Here is a 24,110-nt window from a genome sequence, read left to right as displayed (position 1 = left end):
ACGTGATGCAACGAATGAGATAACGATCAAGGTGCCCGGTGATCGCCGGGCCGTGACAGGCAAAAGGCAGGGTTCATGGCAACCATTCATGTAGACGGAAAGGACTACGAGGTCGACGGCAGTGACAATCTGCTGCACGCCTGCCTGTCGCTGGGCCTCGACATTCCCTATTTCTGCTGGCACCCGGCGCTGGGCAGTGTGGGCGCCTGCCGCCAGTGCGCGGTCAAACAGTACAAGGACGCCGACGACGAGCGCGGCATGCTGGTGATGTCCTGCATGGCGCCGATCAAGAATGATTCGTATATCTCGATCGATGACGAGGAAGCAAAGGCCTTTCGCGCCAGCGTCATCGAGTGGCTGATGACCAACCACCCGCACGATTGCCCGGTCTGTGAAGAGGGTGGCCACTGCCACCTGCAGGACATGACGGTCATGACCGGCCACGACCGTCGCCGCTATCGCTTCAAAAAGCGCACGCACAAAAATCAGTATCTCGGCCCCTTCATCGGCCATGAGATGAACCGCTGCATTACCTGCTATCGCTGCGTGCGCTTTTACAAGGACTATGCCGGTGGCGAGGATCTGGGGGCTTTTGGCGCCCACGAAAACATCTATTTCGGCCGCACGGTCGACGGTACGCTGGAAAACGAGTTTTCCGGCAACCTGACCGAGGTCTGTCCGACCGGTGTGTTTACCGACCGCACCCACTCCGAGCACTACACGCGCAAGTGGGACATGCAGTTTGCCCCCAGCATCTGCCACCAGTGCTCCAGCGGCTGCAACACCAGCCCGGGCGAGCGCTATGGGGAAGTGCGCCGGATCGAGAACCGCTACAACGGTGACGTGAACCACTATTTCCTGTGTGACCGCGGTCGCTTTGGCTATGGCTACGTCAACAGAGCCGATCGTCCGCAGCAGCCGACCCACCGACTCGATGATCAAGAGCCTGAACTTCTTACCGTGGACGATGCGCTGGATCGCACCGCGGCGCGCCTGAAAGGCAGTGCCCGGGTCATCGGCATCGGCTCGCCGCGCGCCAGCCTGGAAAGCAACCACCTGCTGCGCGAAATGGTCGGCGCCGAGAACTTCTCGACCGGGATTGCCGGTCGCGAGCTCGAATGTCTCGAGCTGATTCAGACGCTTCAGCGCGAAGGACACTGGCACATCCCGTCCATGCGCGAGATCGAGGAGCACGACGCGGTCATCGTGCTGGGTGAGGATCTGATCCAGAGTGCGGCGCGTGTGGCGCTGGCCGTGCGCCAGGCGGCCAACGCCCGCGGCGAGGACATGGCCGAGGCCAACGACATTCCGGCATGGAATGCCAACGCGGTCGAGACGCTGCGCCAGGGGCGCACCCGACCGGTCTTTATCGCCTCGCTGACCGAAACGCGGCTGGACGACATCGCCCGTGATACCTGGCACGGCGCCCCGGAAGAGATTGCCCGGCTGGGGATGGCGCTGGCCCATGCACTTGATGCGTCGGCCCCGGCCATCGAGGACATGGATGACACCGCGCAAGCGCTGGTTGACACCATGGCCGAGGCGCTCAAGGGCGCCGAGCGTCCGCTGATCATCTCCGGTACCAGCCTTGGCAGCACCCACGTTCTGCAGTCTGCCGCCAATCTGGCGCAGGCGCTGAGCGCGGTCGGCAAGACACCTTCTGTCTCATTGATCAGCGGTGAGGCCAACAGCACCGGTCTGACCATGCTGGGCGGGCACTCGCTGGAGTGGGCGCTTGAAGCCATGCAGTCCGACGACGGTCGAGCCGATGCCGCCCTCGTGCTGGAAAACGACCTGTATCAGCGCCTGGCAAGCGCCACCATTGATCAGGCCCTGACATCGCTTGAGACGCTGGTCGTGATCGATCATCAGCGTACGCCCACGCTGGAGCGTGCCCATCTGGCGCTGCCGGCGGCGACCTTTGCCGAAGGTGCCGGCACGCTGGTCAGCCATGAAGGCCGCGCCCAGCGCTTTTTCCAGGTCTATGACCCGAGCTATTACCGCCCCAACGATCTCACCCACGAGAGCTGGCGCTGGCTGCACGCCCTGCATACCACCATGGAAGGGCGCGGCGTCGACTGGACACAGATCGATGACGTCACGGCTGACTGCGCTCAGGTGCATCCCGAGCTTGCCGGCATTCGCAACGCCGCGCCGAGTGCCTCGTTTCGTATCCGCGGGCAAAAGCTGGCCCGCTCGCCGCACCGCTCCAGCGGCCGCACGGCCATGCGCGCCAACCTCAGCGTGCATGAGCCCCGTACCCCGCAGGATGCCGACTCTGCCTTCGCCTTCTCGATGGAAGGCTACAGCGGCTATGGCGAGCCCCGCTCCCAGGTGGCCTTTGCCTGGGCGCCGGGCTGGAACTCGCCGCAGGCCTGGAACAAGTTTCAGGACGAGGTCGGTGGGCATCTGAGTGCCGGTGACCCGGGCATTCGACTCTTCGATCAGCAGCGCAGCGATGCAGGAGAGCGTTCCTGGTTTACCGACATCCCCGACACCTTTGAGCCGCGGGATGACTGCTGGTACGTCGTGAGCCTGCCGCAGCTTTTCGGGGGCGAGGAGATGTCGGCCCGCGCCGAGCCGATCCAGGAGCGCATGAGCGAGACGTTCGTGGTGCTGGGTCAGGACGATGCCGACCGCCTTGGTGTGACGCCGGGAGAAACGATCCATCTGCAGACCTCCGGCCATCAGCTCCATTTGCCGGTGCGCATCAGCCGCGAGATGCGCCCGGGGCTGATCGGCCTGCCGCATCTGCCCGGCATTCCCCGCGGGCTTGCCGGTGAGTGTGCCACCGTGACCGTGGAGGTAAGCGCATGAGCTGGATGAGTACCGATGTGCTGCTGGCCATCGTGGCAGGCGTTTTGAAGGCGATCGTGATCCTGCTGGCCGCTGTGCTGTCGGGTGCCTTTCTGACCGTGATTGAACGACGGCTGCTGGGCCTGTGGCAGGACCGCTATGGCCCCAACCGGGTCGGCATCTTCGGGTCGGCGCAGCTGATCGCGGACATGATCAAGATCTTTTTCAAGGAAGACTGGATCCCGCCCTTTGCCGATCGAAAGCTTTTTGTGCTGGCCCCGGCGATCGCCTTCGCTTCGCTGTTGCTGTCGTTTCTGATCATTCCCATTACCCCCACCTGGGGCGTGGCGGATCTCAATATCGGCATTTTGTTCTTCTTCGCCATGGCCGGCATCAACGTCTATGCGGTGCTCTTTGGCGGCTACGCCAGCGCCAACAAGTACGCTTTGATCGGGGCGATGCGCGCCTCGGCCCAGACGCTGTCCTATGAGGTCTTCATCGGGCTGTCGCTGATGGGCGTGGTGGCCATGACCGGCTCGTTCAACATGCGCGATATCGTCAACGGTCAGGAAGGGCTCTGGTATATCGTGCCGCAGTTCTTCGGCTTTTTAACCTTTCTGATTGCAGGCGTTGCGGTGACGCACCGCGCCCCCTTTGACCAGCCCGAGGCGGAGCAGGAAATCGCCGACGGCTATCACGTCGAATACTCGAGCATGAAGTTCGGCATGTTCTTCATCGGTGAGTACGTGGGCATCGTTCTGGTCTCGGCGCTTTTGACCACCCTGTTCATGGGAGGCTGGCACGGGCCACTGCTGCCGCCGATTGTCTGGTTCCTGCTCAAGACCTCCTTTTTCGTCATGCTCTTCGTTCTGGCGCGTGCGGCACTGCCGCGTCCGCGCTATGACCGGGTGATGCAGTTCGGTTGGAAGTTCTGTCTACCGCTGACGCTCATCAATCTTCTGGTAACCGGGGTGGTCGTCCTGCTGACGGCCTGATCCCGGTCATCGAACAACGAACGAGGCAGAAAACATGCTGCATTCGATCATCAAGGTAGTCACCGGCACCGGGACGCAGCTGCGTACCGGCTGGATGGTATTCAAGCATGCCTTCCACAAGCGCGAGACGGTCAACTACCCCGAAGAACTTCCCTATCTGCCGCCGCGCTATCGCGGACGCATCGTGCTGACCCGCGACCCTGACGGCGAAGAGCGCTGCGTGGCCTGCAACCTGTGCGCGGTGGCCTGTCCGGTGGGCTGCATTTCGCTGCAAAAGGGCGAAAAGGATGATGGGCGCTGGTATCCGGAATTTTTTCGCATCAATTTTTCCCGCTGCATTTTCTGCGGTCTGTGTGAAGAAGCCTGTCCGACCTCGGCCATTCAGTTGACGCCCGATTTCGAGCTGGGCGAATACAACCGCCAGGAGCTGGTCTTTGAAAAGCGCGACCTTTTGATTTCGGGGCCAGGCAAGGATCACAACTACAACTTCTATCGTGTCGCGGGACTGTCGGTGGCCGGCAAGCCCAAGGGCGCGGCGCAAAACGAGGCCGAGCCGGTCGACGTCAAAACGCTTCTGCCCTAGGGCGCAGGCAGCATCGGGGAGTTTGCCGTGGAAATCGCTTTTTATCTGGCCGCACTGGTCGCCATTGTCGCCACCTTTCGCGTCATCACGCACACCAATGCCGTGCATGCGCTGCTGTATCTGATCATCTCGCTCATGGCGGTCGCCGTCGTGTTCTACAGTCTCGGGGCGCCCTTTGCGGCCGCACTCGAGGTGATCGTCTATGCCGGTGCCATCATGGTGCTGTTTGTTTTTGTGGTCATGATGCTCAATCTGGGCAGTCAGACGGCGCATCAGGAGCGCAGCTGGCTGGCACCGCGTATCTGGATTGGCCCATCGATCATGGCGGCGCTTTTGCTGGTGATTCTGGTGTTCTCCTTCTGGCACGGCGGCGGGATCGGCACGATCTCCGGTGAGGAGCTCAGCGCCAAGGAAGTCGGCACTCAGCTGTTCGGGCCTTATCTGCTGGCAGTAGAGCTTGCGGCCATGCTGTTGCTGGCAGCGCTGATTGCGGCGTCACATATCGGACGCAACGATGACCCACAGCTTGAGCGCGACATGAATGAAAGCGTGCAGCGCGCGCCGGCAGGCAACGATGAGGGAGGGCAGGCATGAGCGGCATACCACTGGAACATGGCATGGCGCTGGCCGCCATCCTCTTTGTGCTGGGGCTTTCGGGGCTTCTGGTACGACGCAACCTGCTGTTTATCCTGATGAGTCTTGAAATCATGATGAACGCGGCCGGGCTTGCCTTTATCGTTGCCGGCATGCACTGGGGGCAGCCGGACGGTCAGGTTATGTTCATCGCGATCATTACGCTGGCAGCGGCCGAGGCCAGTATCGGACTGGGCTTTCTGATCCAGCTGCAGCGCCGTTTCAAAACGCTCGATATTGACGCAGCCAGCGAGATGAAAGGATGAATATACTGTTCCTGACTCCCCTGTTTCCGCTGCTGGGCGCGCTTGTCCTGGCATTCAATCCGCGCCTGCCGACCCGCGTTGCCGGGCTGGTGGGCGTGGGCTCGATTGGCCTGGCGGCGCTGGTCATGGTCTGGCTCAACGTGGCCTTTTACGGCGGTGCCGATAACGGCGTGACCCAGACGCTGTGGCAGTGGGTGGCGGTAGAAGACTTTCAGGTAGGCTTTTCGCTCTATCTCGATGGCCTGTCGCTGACCATGATCAGCATCATTACCGGCGTTGGTTTTCTGATTCATCTGTTCGCGGCCTGGTACATGCGCGAGGACCTTGAAGGCGGTCCGGGCTTTGCACGCTTTTTCGCCTACATGAATCTGTTCGTGTTCAGCATGCTGCTGCTGGTACTGGGCGATAACCTCTTTTTGCTCTACCTGGGCTGGGAGGGCGTCGGTCTGTGCAGCTATCTGCTGATCGGTTACTACTATGAGAGCGAAGACAACGCCTGGTGCGCCTTCAAGGCCTTCATCGTCACTCGTATCGGCGATGTGTTTCTGGCCATCGGCATGTTTTTGCTGTTTGCCCAGTTCGGCACGCTCAACATCCAGGAGCTGTTGCGTCTGGCGCCCGAGGCCTGGGGGCGCGGTGATCTGATGGCAGAGCTGGCCGCGCTGATGCTGCTGGGCGGGGCGGTCGGCAAGTCGGCCCAGCTGCCGCTGCAGACCTGGCTTGCCGATGCGATGGCCGGTCCCACGCCGGTGTCGGCCCTGATTCACGCGGCCACCATGGTCACCGCCGGGGTCTATCTGATCGCCCGGACGCACGTGATCTTTGAGCTGGCGCCCATGACGCTTGGCCTGGTCGGCCTGATCGGCATGCTGACGCTGCTGGTCGCCGGGTTTGCCGCACTGGCGCAGACCGATATCAAGCGCGTGCTGGCCTATTCCACCATGAGCCAGATCGGCTACATGTTTCTGGCACTCGGGGTGCAGGCCTGGGATGTGGCAATATTTCATCTGATGACGCACGCCTTTTTCAAGGCGCTGCTGTTTCTTACCTCGGGGTCGGTCATCATTGCCTGCCACCACGAGCAGAACATCTTCAAAATGGGCGGCCTTCGCAAAACGCTCAAGCTGCCCTATGCCTGCTTTTTGATCGGGGGCGCGGCGCTGTCGGCAATGCCGCTGATCTCGGCCGGGTTCTACTCCAAGGACGAGATCCTGTGGCTTGCCTTTGATCACGGCCATACCTGGCTGTGGCTCGGGGCGCTGTTCGGGGCCTTCCTGACGTCGGTCTATACCTTCCGCATGATCTTTATCGTGTTCCACGGGCGCGAACAGATTCATCCGCATGCCGGTCGTGGACTGGCGCATCACGTGCCGCTGATCGTGCTGGCGGTGCTGTCCACCTTTGTCGGGGCGATGATTCATCCGCCGCTGGAAAACGTGCTGCCGGCCGGGCCCGACGGTCAGTACGGCCACAATGTGCAGCTGATGCTCGAGGTGCTGGCCGCTGTCGTGGCGGTCGTAGGCGTAGGCATCGCCGCAGGCCTGTTCCTTGGTCGCCGTCGACTGGTGACCTCGCTGGCGCAGACGAAGGAAGGCAATCGGCTGTGGCGCTTTTTCAATAGTGCCTTTGCCTTTGACTGGCTCTATAACCGGATTGTGGTCAGACCGTTTTTGTTCATTGCGCGTCTGCATCGGCTTGACTGGGTCAATAGCCTGATGAACCTCTGGCCGGGACTGGCGCTGATGCTCAACGGGCTCTTGTCCGATACCCAGAGTGGGCGGCTGCGCTGGTATGCCGCTGTCATGACAGGTGGCGCCATCGCCACGCTGTTGCTTTTGCTGCTGCTGTGAAGGGAGGGGACATGATCAGGTCGTTTCAATTCAGGGCAGTTGCCTTAAAGCGATACGCTGCCGGTGACGGGACTGCCCGGCTGTTTGTGCCCACCGTGCCCACAATAACGATCAAGGATGCGCTCACGCCATGATGTTGCCCTGGCTACTACTCATACCCTTTATCGGGGGGCTGCTGTGCTGGCAGTTCGAGCTGATCAGACCCAACACGGCCATGCCGCGCTGGATTGCGCTGCTCTCCATGGTGTTGCTGCTGGTACTGGCGATTGTCCTGTGGGTGAGCGGCGACTACAGCCTGTCGCAGGTTGTGGGCAATACGCCCGACTGGCAGAGCCAGTTCCAGCTGCCCTGGATTCCTGCCTTTGGCATTACGTTCCATCTGGCACTCGATGGCCTGTCGCTGATCATGATCGCCCTGACCGGCATTCTGGGCATCATGGCGGTGGTCTGCTCATGGAAGGAGATCGATCGGCGCGTCGGCTTTTTCCACCTCAACCTGATGTGGGTCATCGGCGGCGTGGTCGGGGTGTTTCTGGCCATCGACCTGTTCCTGTTCTTCTTTTTCTGGGAAATGATGCTGGTGCCGATGTACTTCCTGATCGCCCTTTGGGGGCATGAATCGGAAGGCAAGTCACCGGTGTCGGCGGCCATCAAGTTCTTTATCTATACCCAGGCCTCGGGGCTTTTGATGCTGGTGTCCATTCTGGGGCTGGTGTTCATGCACTATACCCAGACCGGCGTGTTCTCCTTTGACTACTCCATCCTGCGCGAAACGCCGATCACCGGGGTCATGTCGTGGGTGCTGATGCTCGGGTTTTTCATTGCCTTTGCCGTCAAACTGCCGGTGGTGCCGTTGCACGGCTGGCTGCCGGATGCCCACGCTCAGGCGCCGACCGCGGGCAGCGTGGATCTGGCCGGCATCCTGCTCAAGACCGCCGCCTACGGGCTTTTGCGCTTTGCGCTGCCGCTGTTTCCGGAAACCTCACAGGCCTTTGCGCCGATTGCGATGACGCTGGGGCTGGTCGGTATCTTTTACGGTGGCGTACTGGCCTTTGCCCAGACCGATATCAAGCGGCTGATCGCCTGTTCCAGTATCTCGCACATGGGCTTTGTCCTGATCGGCATCTACTCCGGCACGCTGCTGGCGCTGCAGGGGGTCATCCTGCAGATGGTGGCGCACGCCTTCTCGGCGGCCGGGCTTTTCATGATCAGCGGCCAGCTCTACGAGCGTTTGCACACTCGTGACATGCGCCAGATGGGCGGGCTGTTTGGCCGTCTCGGGGCGCTGCCGGGCTTTGCACTGGTCTTTGTCATGGCCTCGCTGGGCATGCCGGGCACCGGCAACTTTATCGGCGAGTTCCTGATTTTGTTCGGCGCCTTTGATGTGGTGCCCTGGGTGGTCGTGATCGCCAGTGCAGGGCTTGTGCTGTCGGCCATCTACTCGCTGATTTTAATGCATCGGGTCTACTGGGGGCCGCCGCGCGAAAAGAGCACCATCGCGCGTCTGGATGGTCGTGAGTACGCCATGCTGCTGAGCACGCTGGTGCTGACCATTGCGCTGGGGCTTTACCCTCAGGTAGTGCTCGATATTTCGCAGGGCGCGATGCATGAAGTGCGTCACTGGTTTGCTGTTTCACCTTCGTTTGCGGGCTGAGCCGACATGAATCTGACCCTGTCACATCTGATCGCCCTGTTACCGCTTCTGATCGTGTGCATCACGGTCATCGTTGTCATGCTGGGCATCGCCTGGCGTCGCCATCATGTGGTGACGGCCACGCTGACCACGATCGGTCTCAACGCGGCACTGTTCTCCCTGCTGGCGGTGCTGACGGTCACACCGATTCGCGTGTCGCCGCTGCTTCTGGTCGATAACTATGCCGTGCTTTACATGGCGTTGATCCTGATTGCGGGGCTGGCCTCGACAACGCTTGCGCATGCCTATCTGGAAGGGTTCGACGACCAGAAGGAAGAGTTTTACATGCTGCTGGGCTGCTCGGTGCTGGGCGCGCTGACCATGGTGGCAAGCGATCATCTGCTGTCGCTGTTTTTCGGCCTTGAGCTTCTGAGCGTGCCGCTTTACGGCATGGCGGCCTACGCCTACCGTACCCGGCTGTCGCTGGAATCGGGCATCAAGTACATGGTGCTGTCCGCGGCGGCCTCGACCTTTTTGCTCTTTGGCATGGCGCTTTTGTATGCCGAGTCGGGCTCGCTGGCCTTCGCCGATCTGGGCGCGCGTCTGACCGAGGGTGGCGGGCATGCCAGCTGGCTGTTGATGGGCATCGGCATGATGGTAATCGCCATGGCCTTCAAGCTGTCGCTGGTGCCGTTTCATCTGTGGACCGCCGATGTCTATGAAGGCGCGCCGGCCCCGGTGACGGCCTTTCTGGCCACGGTCAGCAAGATTGCGGTCTTTGCCCTGCTGATGCGTCTGTTTTTAAGCGCGCCGGTGACCGATATCGCCAGCCTGCACACGACCGTTGCCTTCATCGCCTTTTTGTCGATGCTGGTCGGCAACCTGATGGCGCTGCGTCAGGACAACATCAAGCGGTTGATGGGCTACTCCTCCATCGGCCATCTGGGTTATTTGCTGACCGTGGTGGTGGCCAGCGACGATCTGGCGCTTCTGACCACCGGCATCTATCTGATCACCTATGTGGCGACCACGCTTGCCACCTTTGGTGTGATCGCGCTGGTGTCGAGCCCCTGGCAGGGCAGCGATGTGGCCTCCTTGAAGTTCTATCGGGGGCTGTTCTGGCGTCGCCCCTATCTGGCGGCAGTCATGACGGTGATGATGCTCTCGCTGGCCGGCATTCCAATGACGGCAGGTTTTATCGGCAAGTTCTACGTGCTGGCAACCGGCGTGGAAGCACAGCTCTGGTGGCTGGTAGCCGGTGTCATCATCGGCAGTGCTCTCAGCCTCTACTACTATCTGCGCGTTATGGTCATGCTCTATCTGCACCCGACCGAGGAGGAGCAGTACGACGCCTCCAGCGACTGGGGACAGCGTGCCGGCGGTATCATGGTCATTTTGCTGGCACTGGCCGTGCTGGTACTGGGGGTTTATCCGCAGCCGATGATCATGCTGGTCAGTGGTGCCACCCTGGGCTGAGCCCTGAAGGCCGGACCATAAAAAAGCGCCCCATCCCTGCGGATGGGGCGCTTTTTCGTGTGGCTGCCACACACAAACGCTGTTGGGTGCTAGCGCACGCTGTGCGGTGTGGTACCGCCGAGTCCGGCAATGGAAATACTGCGCGCGCACGGCAGCGGCAGGGTCACTTCCACGGCCAGCGGCAGATGGTCGGAAAAAAGCGGTGGCAGCGCGCGCAGATGGTTCATTTTGAGCGAGGGGGTCACCACGATGTGATCCAGCGCGCGAGTGGGCTGCCAGGCAGGGTAGCTGGGGATGCCACGACCCTGATCAAGAGACAGCGCACGGGAAAAGCGCGGATGTGACCTGAGCTTGTCATGGGTGCAGTTCAGATCGCCCATGATGATAACGTTTCTGAGCGGGGCGACCAGCTCGCTGATGTAGTCGAGCTGGAGATTCTGGGTGCGTGTGCCCAGCGCCAGATGAAGCACGAAAAGATGCAGCGCTTCGGGGCCTTCGCCGAAACGAATGTGCATGGCGCCGCGCCCCTTGGGCCCGGGCAGGCGGTGGTTATCGGTATGGCTGATCGCCAGGCGACTGAGCAGGCCGTTGCTGTGCTTGGCGAACCGGCCGAAATCGCGGTTGAGCTGCTGCGAGGCGTAAGGAAAGCCGGCTTGCGCTGCCAGATACTCTACGTGGTTGATGTTGCTCGAGCGAAAGCTGCCGCCGTCGACTTCCTGAAGGCCCACCAGATCAAACTCGCGGAAGGTGTCGCACATCGCATCAAGGCGGGTGGCCCGGCCGCGATGGGGCAGAAAGTGCTGCCAGCTGCGTGTCACATAGTGATGATAAGCGTGCGTATGGATGCCGACCTGCATGTTGAAGGTCAGCAGTTTGAGAGAGGTAATGCGTTCGCTCTGGCTATCGTCCTGCATTCAATATCCCGGTTGGCAAGGCAGGAAGGCCCGATACGGTCGGTATCGGGCCGCCGGCACAATGAATCAGCGAGTGCCTTATTCCTGTTCTTGGCGCGTTTTCTCGATCAGGGCTTCAGCGATTTTCGGCATGTTGTCCAGACCGTTGGCAGAGCGTGGGGTGATGACGTATTGACCGTTGACGATCAGTGCCGGGACCCCCATCAGCTTGTAGGCCTTCATGCGGGCATTGGCCTGATTGAGCTGACTTTTGACGCCAAAGGAGCTGAGCGCCTTGAGGGCCTCGTCCTTGCTGACACCATAGTTGGTGAAGAACTCGGCGATCTCGTCGTCATCGGTCATGCGATGACCGTCCTTCTGGATGGCGTCAAAGAAGTCGCGATGAAACTGCGTGTCAAAGATGCCCAGTTCCTGTGCGGCGTAGTAGGCCGTGGCATGGCGCATCCACACCTTGCCCATGGTGGCCGGCAGACGCTCGAAGGTGACGTCATCGGGCAGGGTATCGACCCAGGACTCCAGCGGCTCTTCAAGTTCGTAGCAGTGCGGGCAGCCATACCAGAACACTTCGGTCACACCGATCTGGCCCTCGGGTAGATCGCTTGATACCGGCTTGTCGAGAACCTCGTAGTCCTGACCGGCGACCGGTTCGGCCGCCATGGCCATGCCTGAAAGACCGCAAACGGCGACGGCGGCCATCAGCCAGCGTGCGCCCGGAAAATGCTTCAACATCACAGTGTTACTCCCTGAACAGCAAATATGGTGTCAATGGTGCCTGAGCGCTGTTGTTATCAGCCTGTTATTCATCGTTACTTTGAACACCCGACGGGCGAACGGTTCCCTGCCATCCTGGCAGAAGCGACCACGACTGACGAGCGGGGCATCGATGCAGGGTGTTACACTCGCCTCATTATCTCATCGTTGCCCATTGTCTCATCGTTGGAAATCCCCCCATGTCGGATGTCATGCGTCATCATTTTCCGTCGGCCACGTTTTTGACCAGCGCCCCGAAGCTGGCCGACTGTCCGGCGGATACCGGGCTTGAAGTGGCCTTTGCCGGGCGCTCCAATGCCGGTAAATCCAGTGCCATCAATACGCTGACCAATCAGAAGTCGCTGGCGCGTACCTCGAGAACGCCCGGGCGTACGCAGCTGATCAATTTCTTCACCCTGGGCGAGCCGCAGTATCGGCTGGTCGACCTGCCAGGCTATGGCTATGCCAAGGTGCCGGAGGCCGTGCGTCGTGAATGGCAGCAGCATCTGGCGCAGTATCTGCGCGAGCGTCGCTCCCTGCAGGGGACGGTGCTGGTCATGGATGTGCGCCATCCCCTGACCGAGTTTGACCAGATGATGATGGGCTGGGCCGATGACAACGACATGCCTTTGCACATCCTGCTGACCAAGGCCGACAAGCTCAAGCGCGGCGCGGCCATGGGCGTGCTGTCGAAAGTGCGCCATCAGCTCAAGGAGTGGGAGGATCTGGTCAGCGTGCAGCTTTTCTCGTCTCACGACCGAAAGGGGGTGGAAGAGCTCAACGAGCGTCTGTGCCAGTGGCTCACACCCGAAAAGCCATCGCAGGATCAGGCCTGACCCTGCAACGGTCCGAATTGTTTAAAAGCTGTAGATCTGGCGGCCGGTGGGATAGCGCATGCCCATTGAAGGAGCGGGGGTTGCCGGTTCGGTGACGATGCCGGGCACCGGCATCGTCTGCATCGGCAGCGTGTCGCTTCCCGTCCGGTCCGGATCAAACAGCGTAGGCCGTGACTGCCCCTGATCGTCATCGAAGCGCAAAAGGGCGGCGGCCTGTTTCTGCTGGCCCGGGTAGTGCAGGATTGCCCCCCTGTTCAGGCCTGCGTCACTCGACAGTGCCGTCTGATTGGCCGACATGGGCAGGGCAATCACCAGTGCCATGGCACAAAGCACCAGCGTGATGCTGAGAATATCGAGAGGACGCATGATCCGAAGAGCCTATCAGGGTCGATGAAAAAAGGATGAACACCCACGTCAGGCAGTCATTATTATCGATCGGGGCATGTCGTGATGCCCCGTGAAGCGCTATAAAAGCGTGCTTATTATTTCATGTCCTAATAATAGTCGAGTGTTTTAAAAGGTAACTGAATTTTTCAGCCCTTTGATGGTCACGCTGGCTGATCACTGGTTGATGATTCGATGTCAGCCAGCAGTGCCTCGAGTTCGCGAATATGGCTCAGCCGGTGAATGCCGCGGGGCGTTTGCTCGGGCAGGCCGGTATTTTTGGCATCGATCCAGGCCACATGCATGCCAAGGCGCTGTGCCGGCAGCGCGTCCTCGGCCCATGAATCCCCCACGTGAACCGCCTCAAGCGGTGACTGCGCCCCAAGACGCGCCATGGCCGACAGGAAACAACGCGCGTCGGGCTTGGGCGCCAGCGCCACCCCCGCCTTGATGATCACGTCGAAGTGCTCGGCGATGACCAGTCGCTCCAGATCCACGTTGCCATTGGTAATCGCGCCCAGACGAATGCCCCGGGCGCGCAGTCTCTCCAGCATGGCCGGCACCTCTTCGAAGATGGCGACATCGTGGCGCAGCGTCAGCATGTGCTCGATGGTGTCATCGGCCCAGCGGCGTGCCTCGTTGTCGGCCAGGCCGAACTCGAGCAGCATGTCGGTCAGGGTTTTACGGCGCAGCCAGGTAAAATCGCCCCGATGCAGCGGATTGTCCTGTGCCAGCGCCATGCGCCGACGCTGATACTCCTCCAGCGGGAAGTGCGCGGCATGGCCGATCTGCTCATCGAGCCATTGATAGTGGCCGGGCTCAACCGCGGCCATCACCGGGCCGTTGTCCCAGAAGGTGTCGTCGAGATCGAATGTGATGGCCTTGATCATGAGGGCGTGTCCTGATTGTCCGGGGTCCCGCTGCCTGAAGCGTCGCGGGAAGAAGAAGTGTCATGGGAACGACCTGGCCGTCGGTGCGCTCGCGGATGGGCGCGATCGAAGGTGTCGGCCAGATGCTGCCAGTCCAGTCGCGTGTAGACCTGGGTCGTAGAAAGATGCGCGTGGCCCAGAAGCTCCTGGACGGCGCGCAGATCCTGGCTGGATTCCAGCAGGTGGCTTGCAAAGCTGTGGCGCAGGCGGTGAGGGTGCAGATGCTCGGGCAGGCCGCGCTCGCGCCCCAGGTGCGCCATGCGCAGCTGAATGGCGCGATGGCCCAGACGCTGGCCGCGCATGCCGACAAACAGCGCCGGCTCGTGCGGGCCGGCAAGCATGCCCCGCACATTCAGCCAGGCCGCCAGCGCCGTGGCCGCGCGGCGCCCGATGGGGACCTGGCGCGGCTTGTCACCCTTGCCGCGCACCCGGGCACGGTGGGTGTCGATATCCATGAGATCGATGCCGGCCAGTTCGGCCAGACGCAGGCCGCTGGAGTAGCACAGCTCCAGTATGGCCTGATCGCGTCGCGCCAGCGGCGAGTCGTCGTGCGGCGTGTCGAGAAACTGCCCGAGCACATCGACATCGACCGGGCGCGGCAGATGGCGCGGCATTTTCGGCGTATCCAGCAGCCGGGCCGGATTGTGTCCCATCAGGCCCTGTTCAATCAGCAGATCGCAGAAACGGCGGATGGCTGCCTGACGCCGGGCCAGGCTGCGTGCCCCCAGACCGCGAGTGCGCTCGCGGCCCAGAAAACGGCGCAGATGATGAATGTCGAGCGCCGCCCAGAAGGCGATCTCCTCGCGGTCCATGAACGCCATCAGTGCCGTCAGATCGCGGCGATAGGCATCGACCGTGGCGGGGCTGTGCCGCTGACGCAGGCGCTCGATGAAGGTATCGACCAGCGGCTGCAGGGCACTCATGACGGTGTTCGCAGCAGCAGCCGGGCCACGACATCGCCCAGATAGCTCATGTTTTCGGCCTCCATGATCCACGGCAGGGCGGTCTCCTCCGGATGAGCCAGCACCAGATAGCCATGGCGCTCGCCCAGTGCCAGCCGGGTTACGGCGCCGCGGCCGCCCGAGAGCGTGGTGCCGGGCAGCAGGCGCGCCGCGGTGGCAGCGTCCAGCGTCAGACAGCCGCTGGCGGTGGAACGCTGGTCAGCGATCCACTGATCGGTGTCGTCATCGAGGGCGTGGGTGGGCGGCTGCGCCCATTCGCCGCTTGAGAGCTGTCGCCACAGCGCCAGATGGGCCACGCCAAAGCGCTCGCTCAGCTCGGCGGTCAGGGTCTGTGCCAGCGCATCAGGGCTTTCGGCCTGCAAAAGCGATAGGGTGAGACCGCGCATGGCGCCGGCCTGCTGATCAAACTGCCGCGCGGCGTTCAAAAGCGCCTGACGCTGTCCTTCGGCCTGCTCGGTGCGCGCGCGCAGGGTCGCGATCAGACGCTCGACCAGCGACACGGCGCCGCCGGTCTGGGGGTGGGAGAGCTGCAGCGAGGCCAGAAGCGCTTCACGGCCTTCAAAAAAGTCGGGATGGCGTGAAAGCCAGTCGCTGACCTGATCGGCCTCGAGCGTTTCGCAACGAGGGGGCGACGATGCGTCGTGGTCATGGGTCATGTCATCTCCCGCAGGCTTTGCCATACAACACTGGGCTAAACAACAACGCGGCCATCAAAGACGCGCTCGGCCGGGCCGGTCATGATGACCGACTGCCCCGGGCCCGGCCATTCGATACTCAGGGTGCCGCCGGGCAGGGTCACCGCCACGTGCGGGTCCAGCAGGCCGCGACGGATGCCGCTGACCACGGCGGCACACGCCCCGGTGCCACAGGCCAGCGTCTCGCCCACGCCACGCTCGAACACTCGCAGGCGCACGCTCTGACGCGACACGATCTCCATAAAGCCCACGTTGACGCGTTTCGGGAAGCGCGGATGCGCCTCGATCCGCGGGCCAAGCGTGGTCACGGGGGCGTGATCGACGCTGTCGACATCGATGACGGCATGCGGATTGCCCATCGACAGAGCGTCCAGATGCACCGTCTCCCCGTCGACGTCCAGCGCGTAGTCATGGCCCTGGGTCTCGGCACTCAGCGGGATATCGACCGGGGCAAAACGGGGCGCGCCCATGTCGACACGCACCCGGCCGTCGTCGGCCACTCTCAATACCAGATCGCCGCCGGCGGTCTGCACGGCGATCTCGCGCCGCGCGGTGAGTTTCTGATCGAGTACGAAGCGGGCAAAGCAGCGAGCGCCGTTGCCGCAGTTTTCGACTTCGCTGCCGTCGGCATTGAAGATGCGGTAGCGAAAGTCCCTGTCCGGGCGCGACGGCGGCTCGACCAGCAACAGCTGGTCAAAGCCGATACCAAAGCGACGATCGGCCAGGGCGCGAATGCGCTCGCTGTCAAGGCGGGCGCGCTGGGTGACCAGATCGACCACCATGAAGTCATTGCCCAGACCCTGCATCTTGGTGAAATGCAGCATCATGAGGTGTGGTTTCCCTGCGGGGCGATGGCCGCCTCCGGCAGCAGCGCTTCCCCGGCCCAGAGCGAACTCAAGGGCTCACGCTCGCGCACCAGATGTGCCTGATCGCCGACCACCATCACCTCCGGCGGCCGCGCCCGGGTGTTGTAGTTCGAGGCCATTACGAAGCCATAGGCGCCGGCCGAGTGCACGGCCAGAAGATCCCCCGGGGCGATGGCCAGCTCGCGGTCCTTGCCCAGGTAGTCACCGGACTCACACACCGGCCCGACGATATCCCAGCATTTCGTCTCCCGCGTTTCGCGCCGGTCCACGCAGGTAATGTTCTGCCAGGCCTGATAGAGCGTGGGCCGGATCAGATCGTTCATGGCGGCATCGACTATGGCGAAGTTTTTCGCCTCACCGGGTTTTAAATACTCGACCCGGGTCAGCAAAACGCCGGCGTTGGCGGCGATCGAGCGGCCGGGTTCGAAAATGAGCTCGACCTCTCGGCTGCCGATGCGCTGGCGCAGGGCGGCGATGTAGTCCGCCACCGGCGGCGGTGTCTCACCGGCGTAATCCACGCCCAGACCGCCGCCCAGATCCAGATGATCGATGTGGATACCCTGATCATTCAGCCGGTCATAAAGCGCCAGCAGACGATCAAGGGCGTCCAGAAAGGGCGAGAGTTCGGTGAGCTGCGAGCCGATATGACAGTCGATGCCGACCGGGTGGACGTGGGCCAGCTCGGCGGCGCGCTGATAGACGCGCTCGGCATCGGCAATGGCAATGCCGAACTTGTTGTCCTTGAGCCCGGTAGAGATATAGGGGTGGGTGCGGGCATCGACATCCGGATTGACCCGAATGGAAATCGCCGCCACCTGACCGCGGCTTTCGGCCACCTCGTTGAGACGTTCAAGCTCGGCTTCGGATTCCACGTTGAAGCACTTGATGCCTACTTCCAGCGCCCGCGCCATCTCATCAATGCGCTTGCCCACGCCGGAAAAGACCACCCGGCCCGGGTCGCCGCCGGCGGCCAGCACCCGTTCGAGCTCACCGGCGGAGACGATGTCAAAACCCGCGCCCAGCCGCGCCAGCACGTTGAGCACGGCCAGATTTGAATTGGTCTTGAGGGCGTAGCAGATCAGGTGCGGCGTGCCCTCGAGCGGTCGCGCGTAGTCCAGAAAATGCTGGCGAAAGGCCGCGTTTGAATAGACATAGCAGGGCGTGCCGAAGCGCTCGGCGACACTTGCAAGGGTCAACTGCTCGACGTGAAGCTGGTCATCGTGCCAGACAAAATGCGTGCTCATGTGCCCCCCTGACCGGCGCCGGTAGGCGTCGCTGCCGGCGCGCCGGTCGAGGCGGCACCGCCGACCTGGCCTCCCGTGGTGGTCGCGGGACGGCTGTCGCCCTCGGGCACACTCACGGCACCATCACGGCTCTCGCTGCCGGCACCGCCGGTGCTGACACCGTCACTGGTCGACTGCGAGGTGCGTTCGGCGGCGTCGCTTTGACGGCTGTCGTTTTGTTGCGCGTCGTTTGGCTGCGCCTCGTCTGGCTGATAGTCGCCCTGCGGGTCGTAGCGTTCGCGGGCGGCTTCGTTGTCGGGCATGTACAGCGGTCCGGTCTGGCCACAGCCGGCCAGTACCAGCGCGGCCATCATGGCAGTCATCAGGCGGGTCATTGCGCATGATCCTCGAAATTGTGGGCGTGTTTCGGCAGGGCGGCCAGCGCCTCGCGGGCGCGCTGGGCGGCGGCGCGAACCTGATCGGGGGCGGTGCCGCCGATGTGGTTGCGCGCGGCCACCGAGCCTTCCAGGGTCAGCACCTCAAAGATGTCGCCGTGGATGTGGTCCGAAAAGCGCTGGAGCTCCTCAAGCGTCATCTCGGAGAGGTCACGGCCTTCTTCGATGCCGAAGGCGACCGCCTTGCCGACGATCTCGTGGGCGTCGCGAAAGGCCACACCCTGACGCACCAGGTAATCGGCGAGATCGGTGGCGGTGGCGAAACCGCGTCTGGCGGCGGCATGCATGTTGTCGCTTTTGGCGCGTACTGCCGGGATCATGTCACCAAAGGCGCGCAGGGAGCCGAGCACGGTGTCGAGGGTGTCAAACAGCGGCTCCTTGTCTTCCTGATTGTCCTTGTTATAGGCCAGCGGCTGGGACTTCATCAGGGTCAAAAGGCTCATCATGTGGCCATAGACGCGCCCGGTCTTGCCGCGTACCAGCTCGGGCACATCCGGGTTTTTCTTCTGCGGCATGATCGAGGAGCCGGTGCAGAAGCGATCGGGCAGGTCGATGAAATCAAACTGCGCGCTGGTCCAGAGCACCAGCTCTTCGCTCATGCGCGACAGGTGCATCATCAAGAGGCTTGCAAACGCCGTGAATTCGATGGCGAAGTCGCGATCGCTGACGGCGTCCAGCGAGTTCTCGGCCGGACGGTCAAAGCCCAGCAGCTCGGCGGTGACGTGACGGTCGATCGGATAGGTCGTGCCGGCCAGTGCCGCCGCACCCAGCGGCATGATGTTGACCCGTTTGCGCGCATCCAGCAGACGCTCCTGATCGCGGGCGATCATCTCCTGCCAGGCCAGCAGGTGATGACCGAAGGTCACGGGCTGGGCGCTCTGCAGATGGGTGAAGCCCGGCATGATGGTGTCGGCCTCGGCGTCAGCCAGCTCGATCAGCCCCTGTCGCAGGCGCGAAAGCTCGCTAGAAACGGCGTCGATGCCATCACGCAGGTACAGGCGAATATCGGTGGCGATCTGATCATTGCGCGAGCGCCCGGTGTGGAGCTTTTTGCCGACCGTACCGATGCGCTCGGTCAGGCGCGCCTCGATATTCATGTGAATGTCTTCAAGCGCCACGGACCATTCGATCTCGCCACGCTCGATTTCAGCCTCGATCTGTTCGAGACCGTCGACGATGGCGTCACGCTCGTCCTCGGTCAGCACCTCCACACGTGCCAGCATGGTGGCATGGGCGATGGAGCCCCGGATGTCGTGATGATAAAGGCGCTGGTCGAAGCCGATGGAGGCGGTAAAGGCCGCTACGAAGGCGTCGGTCGGCTCGCTGAAGCGACCGCCCCAGGATTGATTGGTGGTTTGCGTCATCTGCTGGCGATCCTGCATCGAAAGGGTCGGGACCGGGAGGCAGGCAAGGCGCCGCCCCCATGGGCGCGTCAGTGTAACAAGAAGTCGATGGCCTGTCGGCACGCCACACGCGCCCTGACGCCTGCAATGACTGTTTTTTGCCGGGCGCCACTGCTTTATTATGCACCCCTCGTTTTGACCGCTATCAGGAGCGCTCGTGTCCGACAGAGCCACAATCAGAATTGCCACCCGCAAGAGTCAGCTCGCCCTGTGGCAGGCGGAACACGTCAAGTCTCGTCTTGAAGCCCTGCATCCGGGCCTTGAGGTCGAACTTGTGGGCATGTCCACGCGCGGTGATCGCATTCTGGATACGCCGCTGGCCAAGATTGGCGGCAAGGGCCTGTTCGTCAAGGAGCTCGAGGAGGCCATGCTGGCCGGTCTTGCCGACATCGCCGTGCACTCCATGAAGGACGTGCCGATGAGCTTCCCCGAAGGGCTCGGGTTGCACGCCATTCTGGACCGCGGGGCACCCACCGACGCCTTTGTCTCCAATGACCATGCGAATTTCGATGCCCTGCCGCAGGGCGCGCGCATCGGTACCTCGAGCCTGCGTCGCGCCCTGCAGATTCGCGCGGCCCGTCCGGACCTTGAGGTGCTCAGCCTGCGCGGCAACGTACAGACGCGGCTGGGCAAGCTCGACGCCGGCGAGTTCGATGCGATCGTGCTGGCCACCTCCGGTCTTGAGCGGCTCAACCTGGACTTTCGCATCGCCGAGCGGCTGGCGCCGGAAGTGATGCTGCCGGCCTGCGGCCAGGGGGCGCTGGGCATCGAGTGTCGCAGCGATGACGACACCCTGCGCGCCCTGATTGCCCCGCTGATCGACTCCCCTTCCAGCCTGCGGGTACTGGCCGAGCGCGCCATGAACACGCGCCTTGAAGGCGGCTGCCAGGTGCCCATCGGCGGCTACGCGGTGCTGGAAGACAATGATCAGACGCTGTGGCTGCGAGCGCTGGTGGGCGCGCCGGACGGCTCGCAGGTGATTCATGCCGAGGCGCGCGGCCCCGCTGACGACCCCCAGGCGCTGGGTATTCAGGTGGCCGAGGATCTGCTGTCGCGCGGTGCCGGCGCCATTCTTGATGCCGTTTATGCCGACGAGCGCCCGCCGCGCTGAAGGTCTGCCATGTCCGCTTCGTGTTCGAACAACGCCGCCACGGCTCTGATCGCTCGCCCCGGTGCCCGCGCGCAGGCGCTGGAGCAGGCGCTCGAACGGGTCGGACTGGCGCCGCGGTCGCTCAACATCATGACTTTGGTCGCACGCGAGCCGACCCCACACGAGCGCACGCTCCTGTATGATCTGGATAACTTTCGCCACGTTATCTGCACCAGCCCGTTTGCCGCGACCTGTCTGATCGAGGCCATCGAGGCGCGCTGGCCTCAGCTGCCCGAAGGCATCGACTTTCATGCCACCGGTGTCAGCACGGCCGATGTGCTGCGCGCGGGGCTGGACGTTGAGGTCAGTGCTCCGGCCACGGGCAGCGGCAGTGCCAGCGAAGCGCTTCTGGCGCTGCCGGGCCTTCAGGACATCAAGGGCACGCGCATCGCGCTGGTGTCAGGGGAGGGGGGGCGTGAACTCATTGAGCACACGCTCATTGAGCGTGGCGCCGAGGTGTCACGGCTGCCACTCTATGAGCGGCAGCTGCAGCCGCCTGAGGCAGAGGCCGCTGCACTGCTTGAGCGCGGCGACTTTGCCCTGCTGATCGTGACCAGTCAGGAGCAGCTTGAATACCTCAATCAGTGGTGCACGCCAGCCAGTCGGAGGCGTCCACTGGTCGTTTCCAGCCAGCGATTGGCTACAATGGCAGGCAGGGATCACTTCGAATGTGTTTTCATTGCCGGCGATGCCACGCCGCAGACATTGGCAGAGACCTCGGCAGTGGCCTGGCAGCAGGCGCCGGGCATACCCGATTAAAAAAAGGGCAGCGATAAATGAGCAAGCAGGAAAACGATAACGACAATCGCAGCAGCGCCTCTCCCGACAGCACGCCTGCGGGCGATGCACCGGCACAGTCCGGTACCGGGACAGGCGGCGCCGCAGAGAACGCCTCGGTGGCCGGCGAAAGCGCCCGCACCGGCAGCATGACCGGCACCACCTCGCCGAATGCCGGCGTCAGCAGCAGCGGACGGGCGTTCGAGCCCGGTGACATGCGCCCCGAGCACCGGCCGCGCGAGAAAAACGGGCGTCGTTCGATCCTGCTGCCCCTCCTGCTTGTTCTGCTGTTGCTCTCGCTTGCCGCCATCGGCTTTGGCGCCTGGTTGTTCGAGCAGCAGCGCAACGACATGGCTCAGCTGCGCCAGGACGTCGATCAGGTTCAGCAGAGCAGCAGCCAGTCCTCCCGCGAGGTCTCAAGCGCGCTGGATTCGCGTGATCAGCGCATCAGCTCGCTCGAGTCGCAGCTTGAAGACAACGATCAGGCGCTGTCGCGTGTGATGGAAGAGCTCACGCGCAGCCAGCAGACCGACGAGCGCCAGTGGCAAAGTGCCGAAATCGAATACCTGCTGCGCATGGCCAACCAGCGCCTGCAGCTTGAGCGCGATATCAGCGGCGCGCGATCGCTGCTTGAAACCGCCGACCAGCGTCTGCGCCAGATCGACAACCCGGCCCAGCTGCCGGTGCGCCGCGCGATTGCCTCGGAGCTTTCCCAGCTTGAAAGTCTGCCCGAGGTCGATCAAAACGGCCTGTTCCTGACGCTGTCGGCCATGGCCAATCAGGTGGATACGCTGCCGCTGTCGCAGGAAAGCGAGGCGCTTGCCGCGCAAAAGGATGACGGGTCACTGTTTACCGGCGGCTGGCGCGAACAGCTTTCGCGCATGGGCACCCAGCTCAAGGACCTGGTCACGGTACGTCGTCATGACGAACCGCTGGAAGCGCTGATTACGCCGGCTCAGGAAGGCTATCTGCGCCAGAACGTGCGCCTTTTGCTCGAGCAGGCCCAGCTGGGCGTGATGCGCAGTAACGAAGAGATCTATCGTGAAAGCCTTGAGCGCGCCGGCACGCTGATCACGACCTATTTCCGCACCGAGGACAGCAACGTCCAGCGCGTGCGTGACCAGCTCAATCAGCTCGGCCAGCGCAATATCAGCCCCGAGCTGCCTGATATCAGCGGCTCGATCGAAGCCCTCAACAAGCTGCAAAACGCCCGTCGCAACGGTCAGGGGGCGTCCTCATGAGAAAGCTGATCCTGTTCATTGTCGTCGGGCTGGCTGCCGGGGCGCTGATCGGCCAGCTGATGATGTCCACGCCGGGCTACATCCTGATCCGGGTGGGCGACATCTCGCTGCAGACCTCCTTCTGGTTCGGCATGCTGCTGCTGTTTGCGCTCTTTCTGGTGGTGCATTTCGTGTTGCGTCTGCTTTGGCGCCTGCGTCGTCCGGTCAGCCGCATGAAGCTCTGGAATGCCCGCACGCGTAACCGTCAGGCCATGCATCGCACCGTCAAGGGACTGGTAGCCCTTGCCGAGGGGCGCTGGAAGCGTGCCGAGCAGTCGCTGACGCGCTCGGCCGAGGACTCCTCCACGCCGCTGGTCAACTATCTGTCCGCAGCGCTGGCGGCCCACTATCAAGGCCGTCACGAGCAGGCCGATGAGCTGTTGAAAAAGGCGCACCACAGCACCGAGGGCGCCGACAGCGCCGTGGGGCTGATGCAAGCACAGCTGATGCTGGATCGTCAGCAGTCCGAGCAGGCGCTCGCCACCCTGACGCGACTGCAGACCCAGATGCCCGAGCACCCGCAGGTGCTCAAGCTGCTCAAGCAGGCCTATCTCAACGTGGAAGACTGGGAAGGCATGCGCCGGCTGCTGCCGAAACTCGAGCGTCACGACCTGATCAGCGAAGAGGAGCGCCGCGTACTTGAACGTCGCACCTATCTGGCGCTTTTGAACCAGGCCGACCAGCAGCAGGATCATGACCGGGCCCGCACGCTGTGGGCCGAGATGCCGGAAGAACTCAAGGGCGATGTGGACCTGGTGCTGCTGCAGGCAGCCATTCTGGAGCGCGGTGGGGATGCCGCCGAAGCTGAAAGCATGATCCGCCAGTCACTGCGCAACCGCTGGGACAGCCGCCTGGTGGCGCACTACGGGCTGCTCTCCGTCGAGCCTGAACGCCAGCTGGTCACCGCCGAAAAGTGGCTGCAGGAGCGTCCCAACGACCCGGAGCTTTTGATGGCGCTGGGGCGGCTGTCGCTGCGCAACGCCTACTGGGGCAAGGCGCAGGAGTACTTCGAGGCCAGCCATCGCCAGCGCCCCAGCGGCGTGGCCTGTGCCGAGCTTGCAAGGCTTTACGCAAGCCTTGGCCAGCACAGCAAGAGCCAGCACTACTATCGCAAGAGCGTGGAGCTGCTGGACCGCTCGCTGCCGGCGCTGCCGCAGCCCAGCGAACACACCAGCTAGCCTTGTCGATGCCTTCATGGAGCGCCTGCGGGCGCTCTTTTTCATGGTGCCACCGCGCGCCTTGTGTCTTTTCGAA

23 protein-coding genes are annotated in these 24,110 nt (G+C 62.8%); 13 read left to right on the top strand and 10 right to left on the bottom strand.

What is annotated here, in order from left to right; translation table 11 throughout:
• The first annotated feature begins 75 nt into the window (after window positions 1–75).
• The 8 genes from nuoG (at window position 76) to nuoN (ending at window position 10,232) form a co-directional block, all read left to right on the top strand.
• Window positions 76–2,817 (top strand): NADH-quinone oxidoreductase subunit NuoG, encoded by a 2,742-nt coding sequence (nuoG, locus tag ACXMYO_RS12455; RefSeq protein WP_457808948.1) that lies wholly within the window; start codon window positions 76–78, stop codon window positions 2,815–2,817.
• Window positions 2,814–3,791, top strand: a complete 978-nt coding sequence (nuoH, locus tag ACXMYO_RS12450) for an NADH-quinone oxidoreductase subunit NuoH (RefSeq protein ID WP_438765087.1) — start codon at window positions 2,814–2,816, stop codon at window positions 3,789–3,791. Before nuoG ends, nuoH begins: the two co-directional genes overlap by 4 nt.
• A 34-nt stretch (window positions 3,792–3,825) precedes the next feature.
• Window positions 3,826–4,374 (top strand): NADH-quinone oxidoreductase subunit NuoI, encoded by a 549-nt coding sequence (nuoI, locus tag ACXMYO_RS12445; RefSeq protein WP_438765085.1) that lies wholly within the window; start codon window positions 3,826–3,828, stop codon window positions 4,372–4,374.
• A 27-nt stretch (window positions 4,375–4,401) separates the two neighbouring features.
• Window positions 4,402–4,968, top strand: a complete 567-nt coding sequence (nuoJ, locus tag ACXMYO_RS12440; protein WP_438765083.1) for an NADH-quinone oxidoreductase subunit J — start codon at window positions 4,402–4,404, stop codon at window positions 4,966–4,968.
• Window positions 4,965–5,273, top strand: coding sequence for an NADH-quinone oxidoreductase subunit NuoK (gene nuoK / locus ACXMYO_RS12435; protein WP_438765081.1), 309 nt, complete (start codon window positions 4,965–4,967; stop codon window positions 5,271–5,273). The genes nuoJ and nuoK overlap by 4 nt, the downstream gene beginning before the upstream one ends.
• A complete protein-coding gene (gene nuoL / locus ACXMYO_RS12430; protein ID WP_457808947.1) occupies window positions 5,270–7,123 on the top strand; it encodes an NADH-quinone oxidoreductase subunit L in 1,854 nt (617 codons plus the stop codon). Before nuoK ends, nuoL begins: the two co-directional genes overlap by 4 nt.
• Before the next feature lie 130 nt (window positions 7,124–7,253).
• Complete coding sequence (nuoM, locus tag ACXMYO_RS12425) at window positions 7,254–8,777, top strand: NADH-quinone oxidoreductase subunit M (protein WP_457808946.1); 1,524 nt, start codon at window positions 7,254–7,256, stop codon at window positions 8,775–8,777.
• A gap of 6 nt (window positions 8,778–8,783) precedes the next feature.
• Window positions 8,784–10,232, top strand: a complete 1,449-nt coding sequence (gene nuoN / locus ACXMYO_RS12420; RefSeq protein WP_438765075.1) for an NADH-quinone oxidoreductase subunit NuoN — start codon at window positions 8,784–8,786, stop codon at window positions 10,230–10,232.
• A gap of 89 nt (window positions 10,233–10,321) precedes the next feature.
• Here the strand turns inward: nuoN and ACXMYO_RS12415 are convergent, their stop codons facing one another.
• Both ACXMYO_RS12415 and ACXMYO_RS12410 read right to left on the bottom strand, forming a co-directional pair.
• Complete coding sequence (locus ACXMYO_RS12415) at window positions 10,322–11,146, bottom strand: endonuclease/exonuclease/phosphatase family protein (RefSeq protein ID WP_438765073.1); 825 nt, start codon at window positions 11,144–11,146, stop codon at window positions 10,322–10,324.
• A gap of 78 nt (window positions 11,147–11,224) precedes the next feature.
• Entirely contained in the window at window positions 11,225–11,875 is a 651-nt protein-coding gene (locus ACXMYO_RS12410; protein WP_438765071.1) for a DsbA family protein, read from the bottom strand.
• A gap of 221 nt (window positions 11,876–12,096) precedes the next feature.
• Here ACXMYO_RS12410 and yihA point away from each other — a divergent pair, with 221 nt between their 5' ends.
• Window positions 12,097–12,732: a ribosome biogenesis GTP-binding protein YihA/YsxC gene (gene yihA, locus ACXMYO_RS12405; protein WP_457808945.1), complete on the top strand. Its 636-nt coding sequence runs from the start codon at window positions 12,097–12,099 to the stop codon at window positions 12,730–12,732.
• Window positions 12,733–12,753: 21 nt separating this feature from the next.
• On the opposite strand, the gene ACXMYO_RS12400 is transcribed toward yihA, so the two are convergent.
• The 8 genes from ACXMYO_RS12400 to argH form a co-directional block, all read right to left on the bottom strand.
• Window positions 12,754–13,098 carry a hypothetical protein gene (locus ACXMYO_RS12400; protein ID WP_438765067.1) on the bottom strand — a complete coding sequence of 115 codons (345 nt, stop codon included), beginning with the start codon at window positions 13,096–13,098 and terminating at the stop codon, window positions 12,754–12,756.
• Window positions 13,099–13,280: 182 nt separating this feature from the next.
• On the bottom strand, window positions 13,281–14,006 hold the full coding sequence (locus ACXMYO_RS12395; protein WP_438765065.1) for an HAD-IA family hydrolase: 726 nt from the start codon (window positions 14,004–14,006) through the stop codon (window positions 13,281–13,283).
• Complete coding sequence (locus tag ACXMYO_RS12390; protein WP_457808944.1) at window positions 14,003–14,968, bottom strand: tyrosine recombinase XerC; 966 nt, start codon at window positions 14,966–14,968, stop codon at window positions 14,003–14,005. Before ACXMYO_RS12390 ends, ACXMYO_RS12395 begins: the two co-directional genes overlap by 4 nt.
• Window positions 14,965–15,663 carry a DUF484 family protein gene (locus ACXMYO_RS12385; RefSeq protein WP_457808943.1) on the bottom strand — a complete coding sequence of 233 codons (699 nt, stop codon included), beginning with the start codon at window positions 15,661–15,663 and terminating at the stop codon, window positions 14,965–14,967. Before ACXMYO_RS12385 ends, ACXMYO_RS12390 begins: the two co-directional genes overlap by 4 nt.
• A 35-nt stretch (window positions 15,664–15,698) precedes the next feature.
• Window positions 15,699–16,529 (bottom strand): diaminopimelate epimerase, encoded by an 831-nt coding sequence (dapF, locus tag ACXMYO_RS12380; protein ID WP_457808942.1) that lies wholly within the window; start codon window positions 16,527–16,529, stop codon window positions 15,699–15,701.
• The gene (gene lysA, locus ACXMYO_RS12375; RefSeq protein WP_457808941.1) at window positions 16,526–17,812 is read right to left on the bottom strand and encodes a diaminopimelate decarboxylase; all 1,287 of its coding nucleotides are present in this window, start codon (window positions 17,810–17,812) and stop codon (window positions 16,526–16,528) included. The genes dapF and lysA overlap by 4 nt, the downstream gene beginning before the upstream one ends.
• On the bottom strand, window positions 17,809–18,186 hold the full coding sequence (gene lptM / locus ACXMYO_RS12370; RefSeq protein ID WP_457808940.1) for an LPS translocon maturation chaperone LptM: 378 nt from the start codon (window positions 18,184–18,186) through the stop codon (window positions 17,809–17,811). Before lptM ends, lysA begins: the two co-directional genes overlap by 4 nt.
• On the bottom strand, window positions 18,183–19,610 hold the full coding sequence (gene argH, locus ACXMYO_RS12365; protein ID WP_438765055.1) for an argininosuccinate lyase: 1,428 nt from the start codon (window positions 19,608–19,610) through the stop codon (window positions 18,183–18,185). The genes lptM and argH overlap by 4 nt, the downstream gene beginning before the upstream one ends.
• A gap of 196 nt (window positions 19,611–19,806) precedes the next feature.
• On the opposite strand from argH, the gene hemC reads away from it, so the two are divergent.
• From hemC to ACXMYO_RS12345, 4 genes are read left to right on the top strand one after another with little or no spacing between them, the layout of a single operon-like run.
• Window positions 19,807–20,760 carry a hydroxymethylbilane synthase gene (gene hemC, locus ACXMYO_RS12360; protein ID WP_457808939.1) on the top strand — a complete coding sequence of 318 codons (954 nt, stop codon included), beginning with the start codon at window positions 19,807–19,809 and terminating at the stop codon, window positions 20,758–20,760.
• Between the two features lie 9 nt (window positions 20,761–20,769).
• Window positions 20,770–21,558 (top strand): uroporphyrinogen-III synthase, encoded by a 789-nt coding sequence (locus ACXMYO_RS12355; RefSeq protein ID WP_457808938.1) that lies wholly within the window; start codon window positions 20,770–20,772, stop codon window positions 21,556–21,558.
• Between the two features lie 17 nt (window positions 21,559–21,575).
• Entirely contained in the window at window positions 21,576–22,817 is a 1,242-nt protein-coding gene (locus ACXMYO_RS12350) for a uroporphyrinogen-III C-methyltransferase (protein WP_457808937.1), read from the top strand.
• Complete coding sequence (locus ACXMYO_RS12345) at window positions 22,814–24,034, top strand: heme biosynthesis HemY N-terminal domain-containing protein (protein WP_438765051.1); 1,221 nt, start codon at window positions 22,814–22,816, stop codon at window positions 24,032–24,034. Before ACXMYO_RS12350 ends, ACXMYO_RS12345 begins: the two co-directional genes overlap by 4 nt.
• Window positions 24,035–24,110 lie beyond the last annotated feature (76 nt).

This window comes from Kushneria sp. EE4, assembly GCF_977968315.1.
Note: the sequence above shows the minus strand (reverse complement) of the source record. Positions and strands in the feature narration are given on the sequence as shown.

Bases quoted from the DNA above. Each gene is read 5' to 3' on its own strand.
- nuoG (WP_457808948.1), top strand. From the start codon at position 76: ATGGCAACCATTCATGTAGACGGAAAGGACTACGAGGTCGACGGCAGT.
- nuoH (WP_438765087.1), top strand. From the start codon at position 2,814: ATGAGCTGGATGAGTACCGATGTGCTGCTGGCCATCGTGGCAGGCGTT.
- nuoI (WP_438765085.1), top strand. From the start codon at position 3,826: ATGCTGCATTCGATCATCAAGGTAGTCACCGGCACCGGGACGCAGCTG.
- nuoK (WP_438765081.1), top strand. From the start codon at position 4,965: ATGAGCGGCATACCACTGGAACATGGCATGGCGCTGGCCGCCATCCTC.
- nuoL (WP_457808947.1), top strand. From the start codon at position 5,270: ATGAATATACTGTTCCTGACTCCCCTGTTTCCGCTGCTGGGCGCGCTT.
- nuoM (WP_457808946.1), top strand. From the start codon at position 7,254: ATGATGTTGCCCTGGCTACTACTCATACCCTTTATCGGGGGGCTGCTG.
- nuoN (WP_438765075.1), top strand. From the start codon at position 8,784: ATGAATCTGACCCTGTCACATCTGATCGCCCTGTTACCGCTTCTGATC.
- ACXMYO_RS12415 (WP_438765073.1), bottom strand. From the start codon at position 11,146: ATGCAGGACGATAGCCAGAGCGAACGCATTACCTCTCTCAAACTGCTG.
- ACXMYO_RS12410 (WP_438765071.1), bottom strand. From the start codon at position 11,875: ATGTTGAAGCATTTTCCGGGCGCACGCTGGCTGATGGCCGCCGTCGCC.
- yihA (WP_457808945.1), top strand. From the start codon at position 12,097: ATGTCGGATGTCATGCGTCATCATTTTCCGTCGGCCACGTTTTTGACC.
- ACXMYO_RS12400 (WP_438765067.1), bottom strand. From the start codon at position 13,098: ATGCGTCCTCTCGATATTCTCAGCATCACGCTGGTGCTTTGTGCCATG.
- ACXMYO_RS12395 (WP_438765065.1), bottom strand. From the start codon at position 14,006: ATGATCAAGGCCATCACATTCGATCTCGACGACACCTTCTGGGACAAC.
- ACXMYO_RS12390 (WP_457808944.1), bottom strand. From the start codon at position 14,968: ATGAGTGCCCTGCAGCCGCTGGTCGATACCTTCATCGAGCGCCTGCGT.
- ACXMYO_RS12385 (WP_457808943.1), bottom strand. From the start codon at position 15,663: ATGACCCATGACCACGACGCATCGTCGCCCCCTCGTTGCGAAACGCTC.
- dapF (WP_457808942.1), bottom strand. From the start codon at position 16,529: ATGATGCTGCATTTCACCAAGATGCAGGGTCTGGGCAATGACTTCATG.
- lysA (WP_457808941.1), bottom strand. From the start codon at position 17,812: ATGAGCACGCATTTTGTCTGGCACGATGACCAGCTTCACGTCGAGCAG.
- lptM (WP_457808940.1), bottom strand. From the start codon at position 18,186: ATGACCCGCCTGATGACTGCCATGATGGCCGCGCTGGTACTGGCCGGC.
- argH (WP_438765055.1), bottom strand. From the start codon at position 19,610: ATGACGCAAACCACCAATCAATCCTGGGGCGGTCGCTTCAGCGAGCCG.
- ACXMYO_RS12355 (WP_457808938.1), top strand. From the start codon at position 20,770: ATGTCCGCTTCGTGTTCGAACAACGCCGCCACGGCTCTGATCGCTCGC.
- ACXMYO_RS12350 (WP_457808937.1), top strand. From the start codon at position 21,576: ATGAGCAAGCAGGAAAACGATAACGACAATCGCAGCAGCGCCTCTCCC.
- ACXMYO_RS12345 (WP_438765051.1), top strand. From the start codon at position 22,814: ATGAGAAAGCTGATCCTGTTCATTGTCGTCGGGCTGGCTGCCGGGGCG.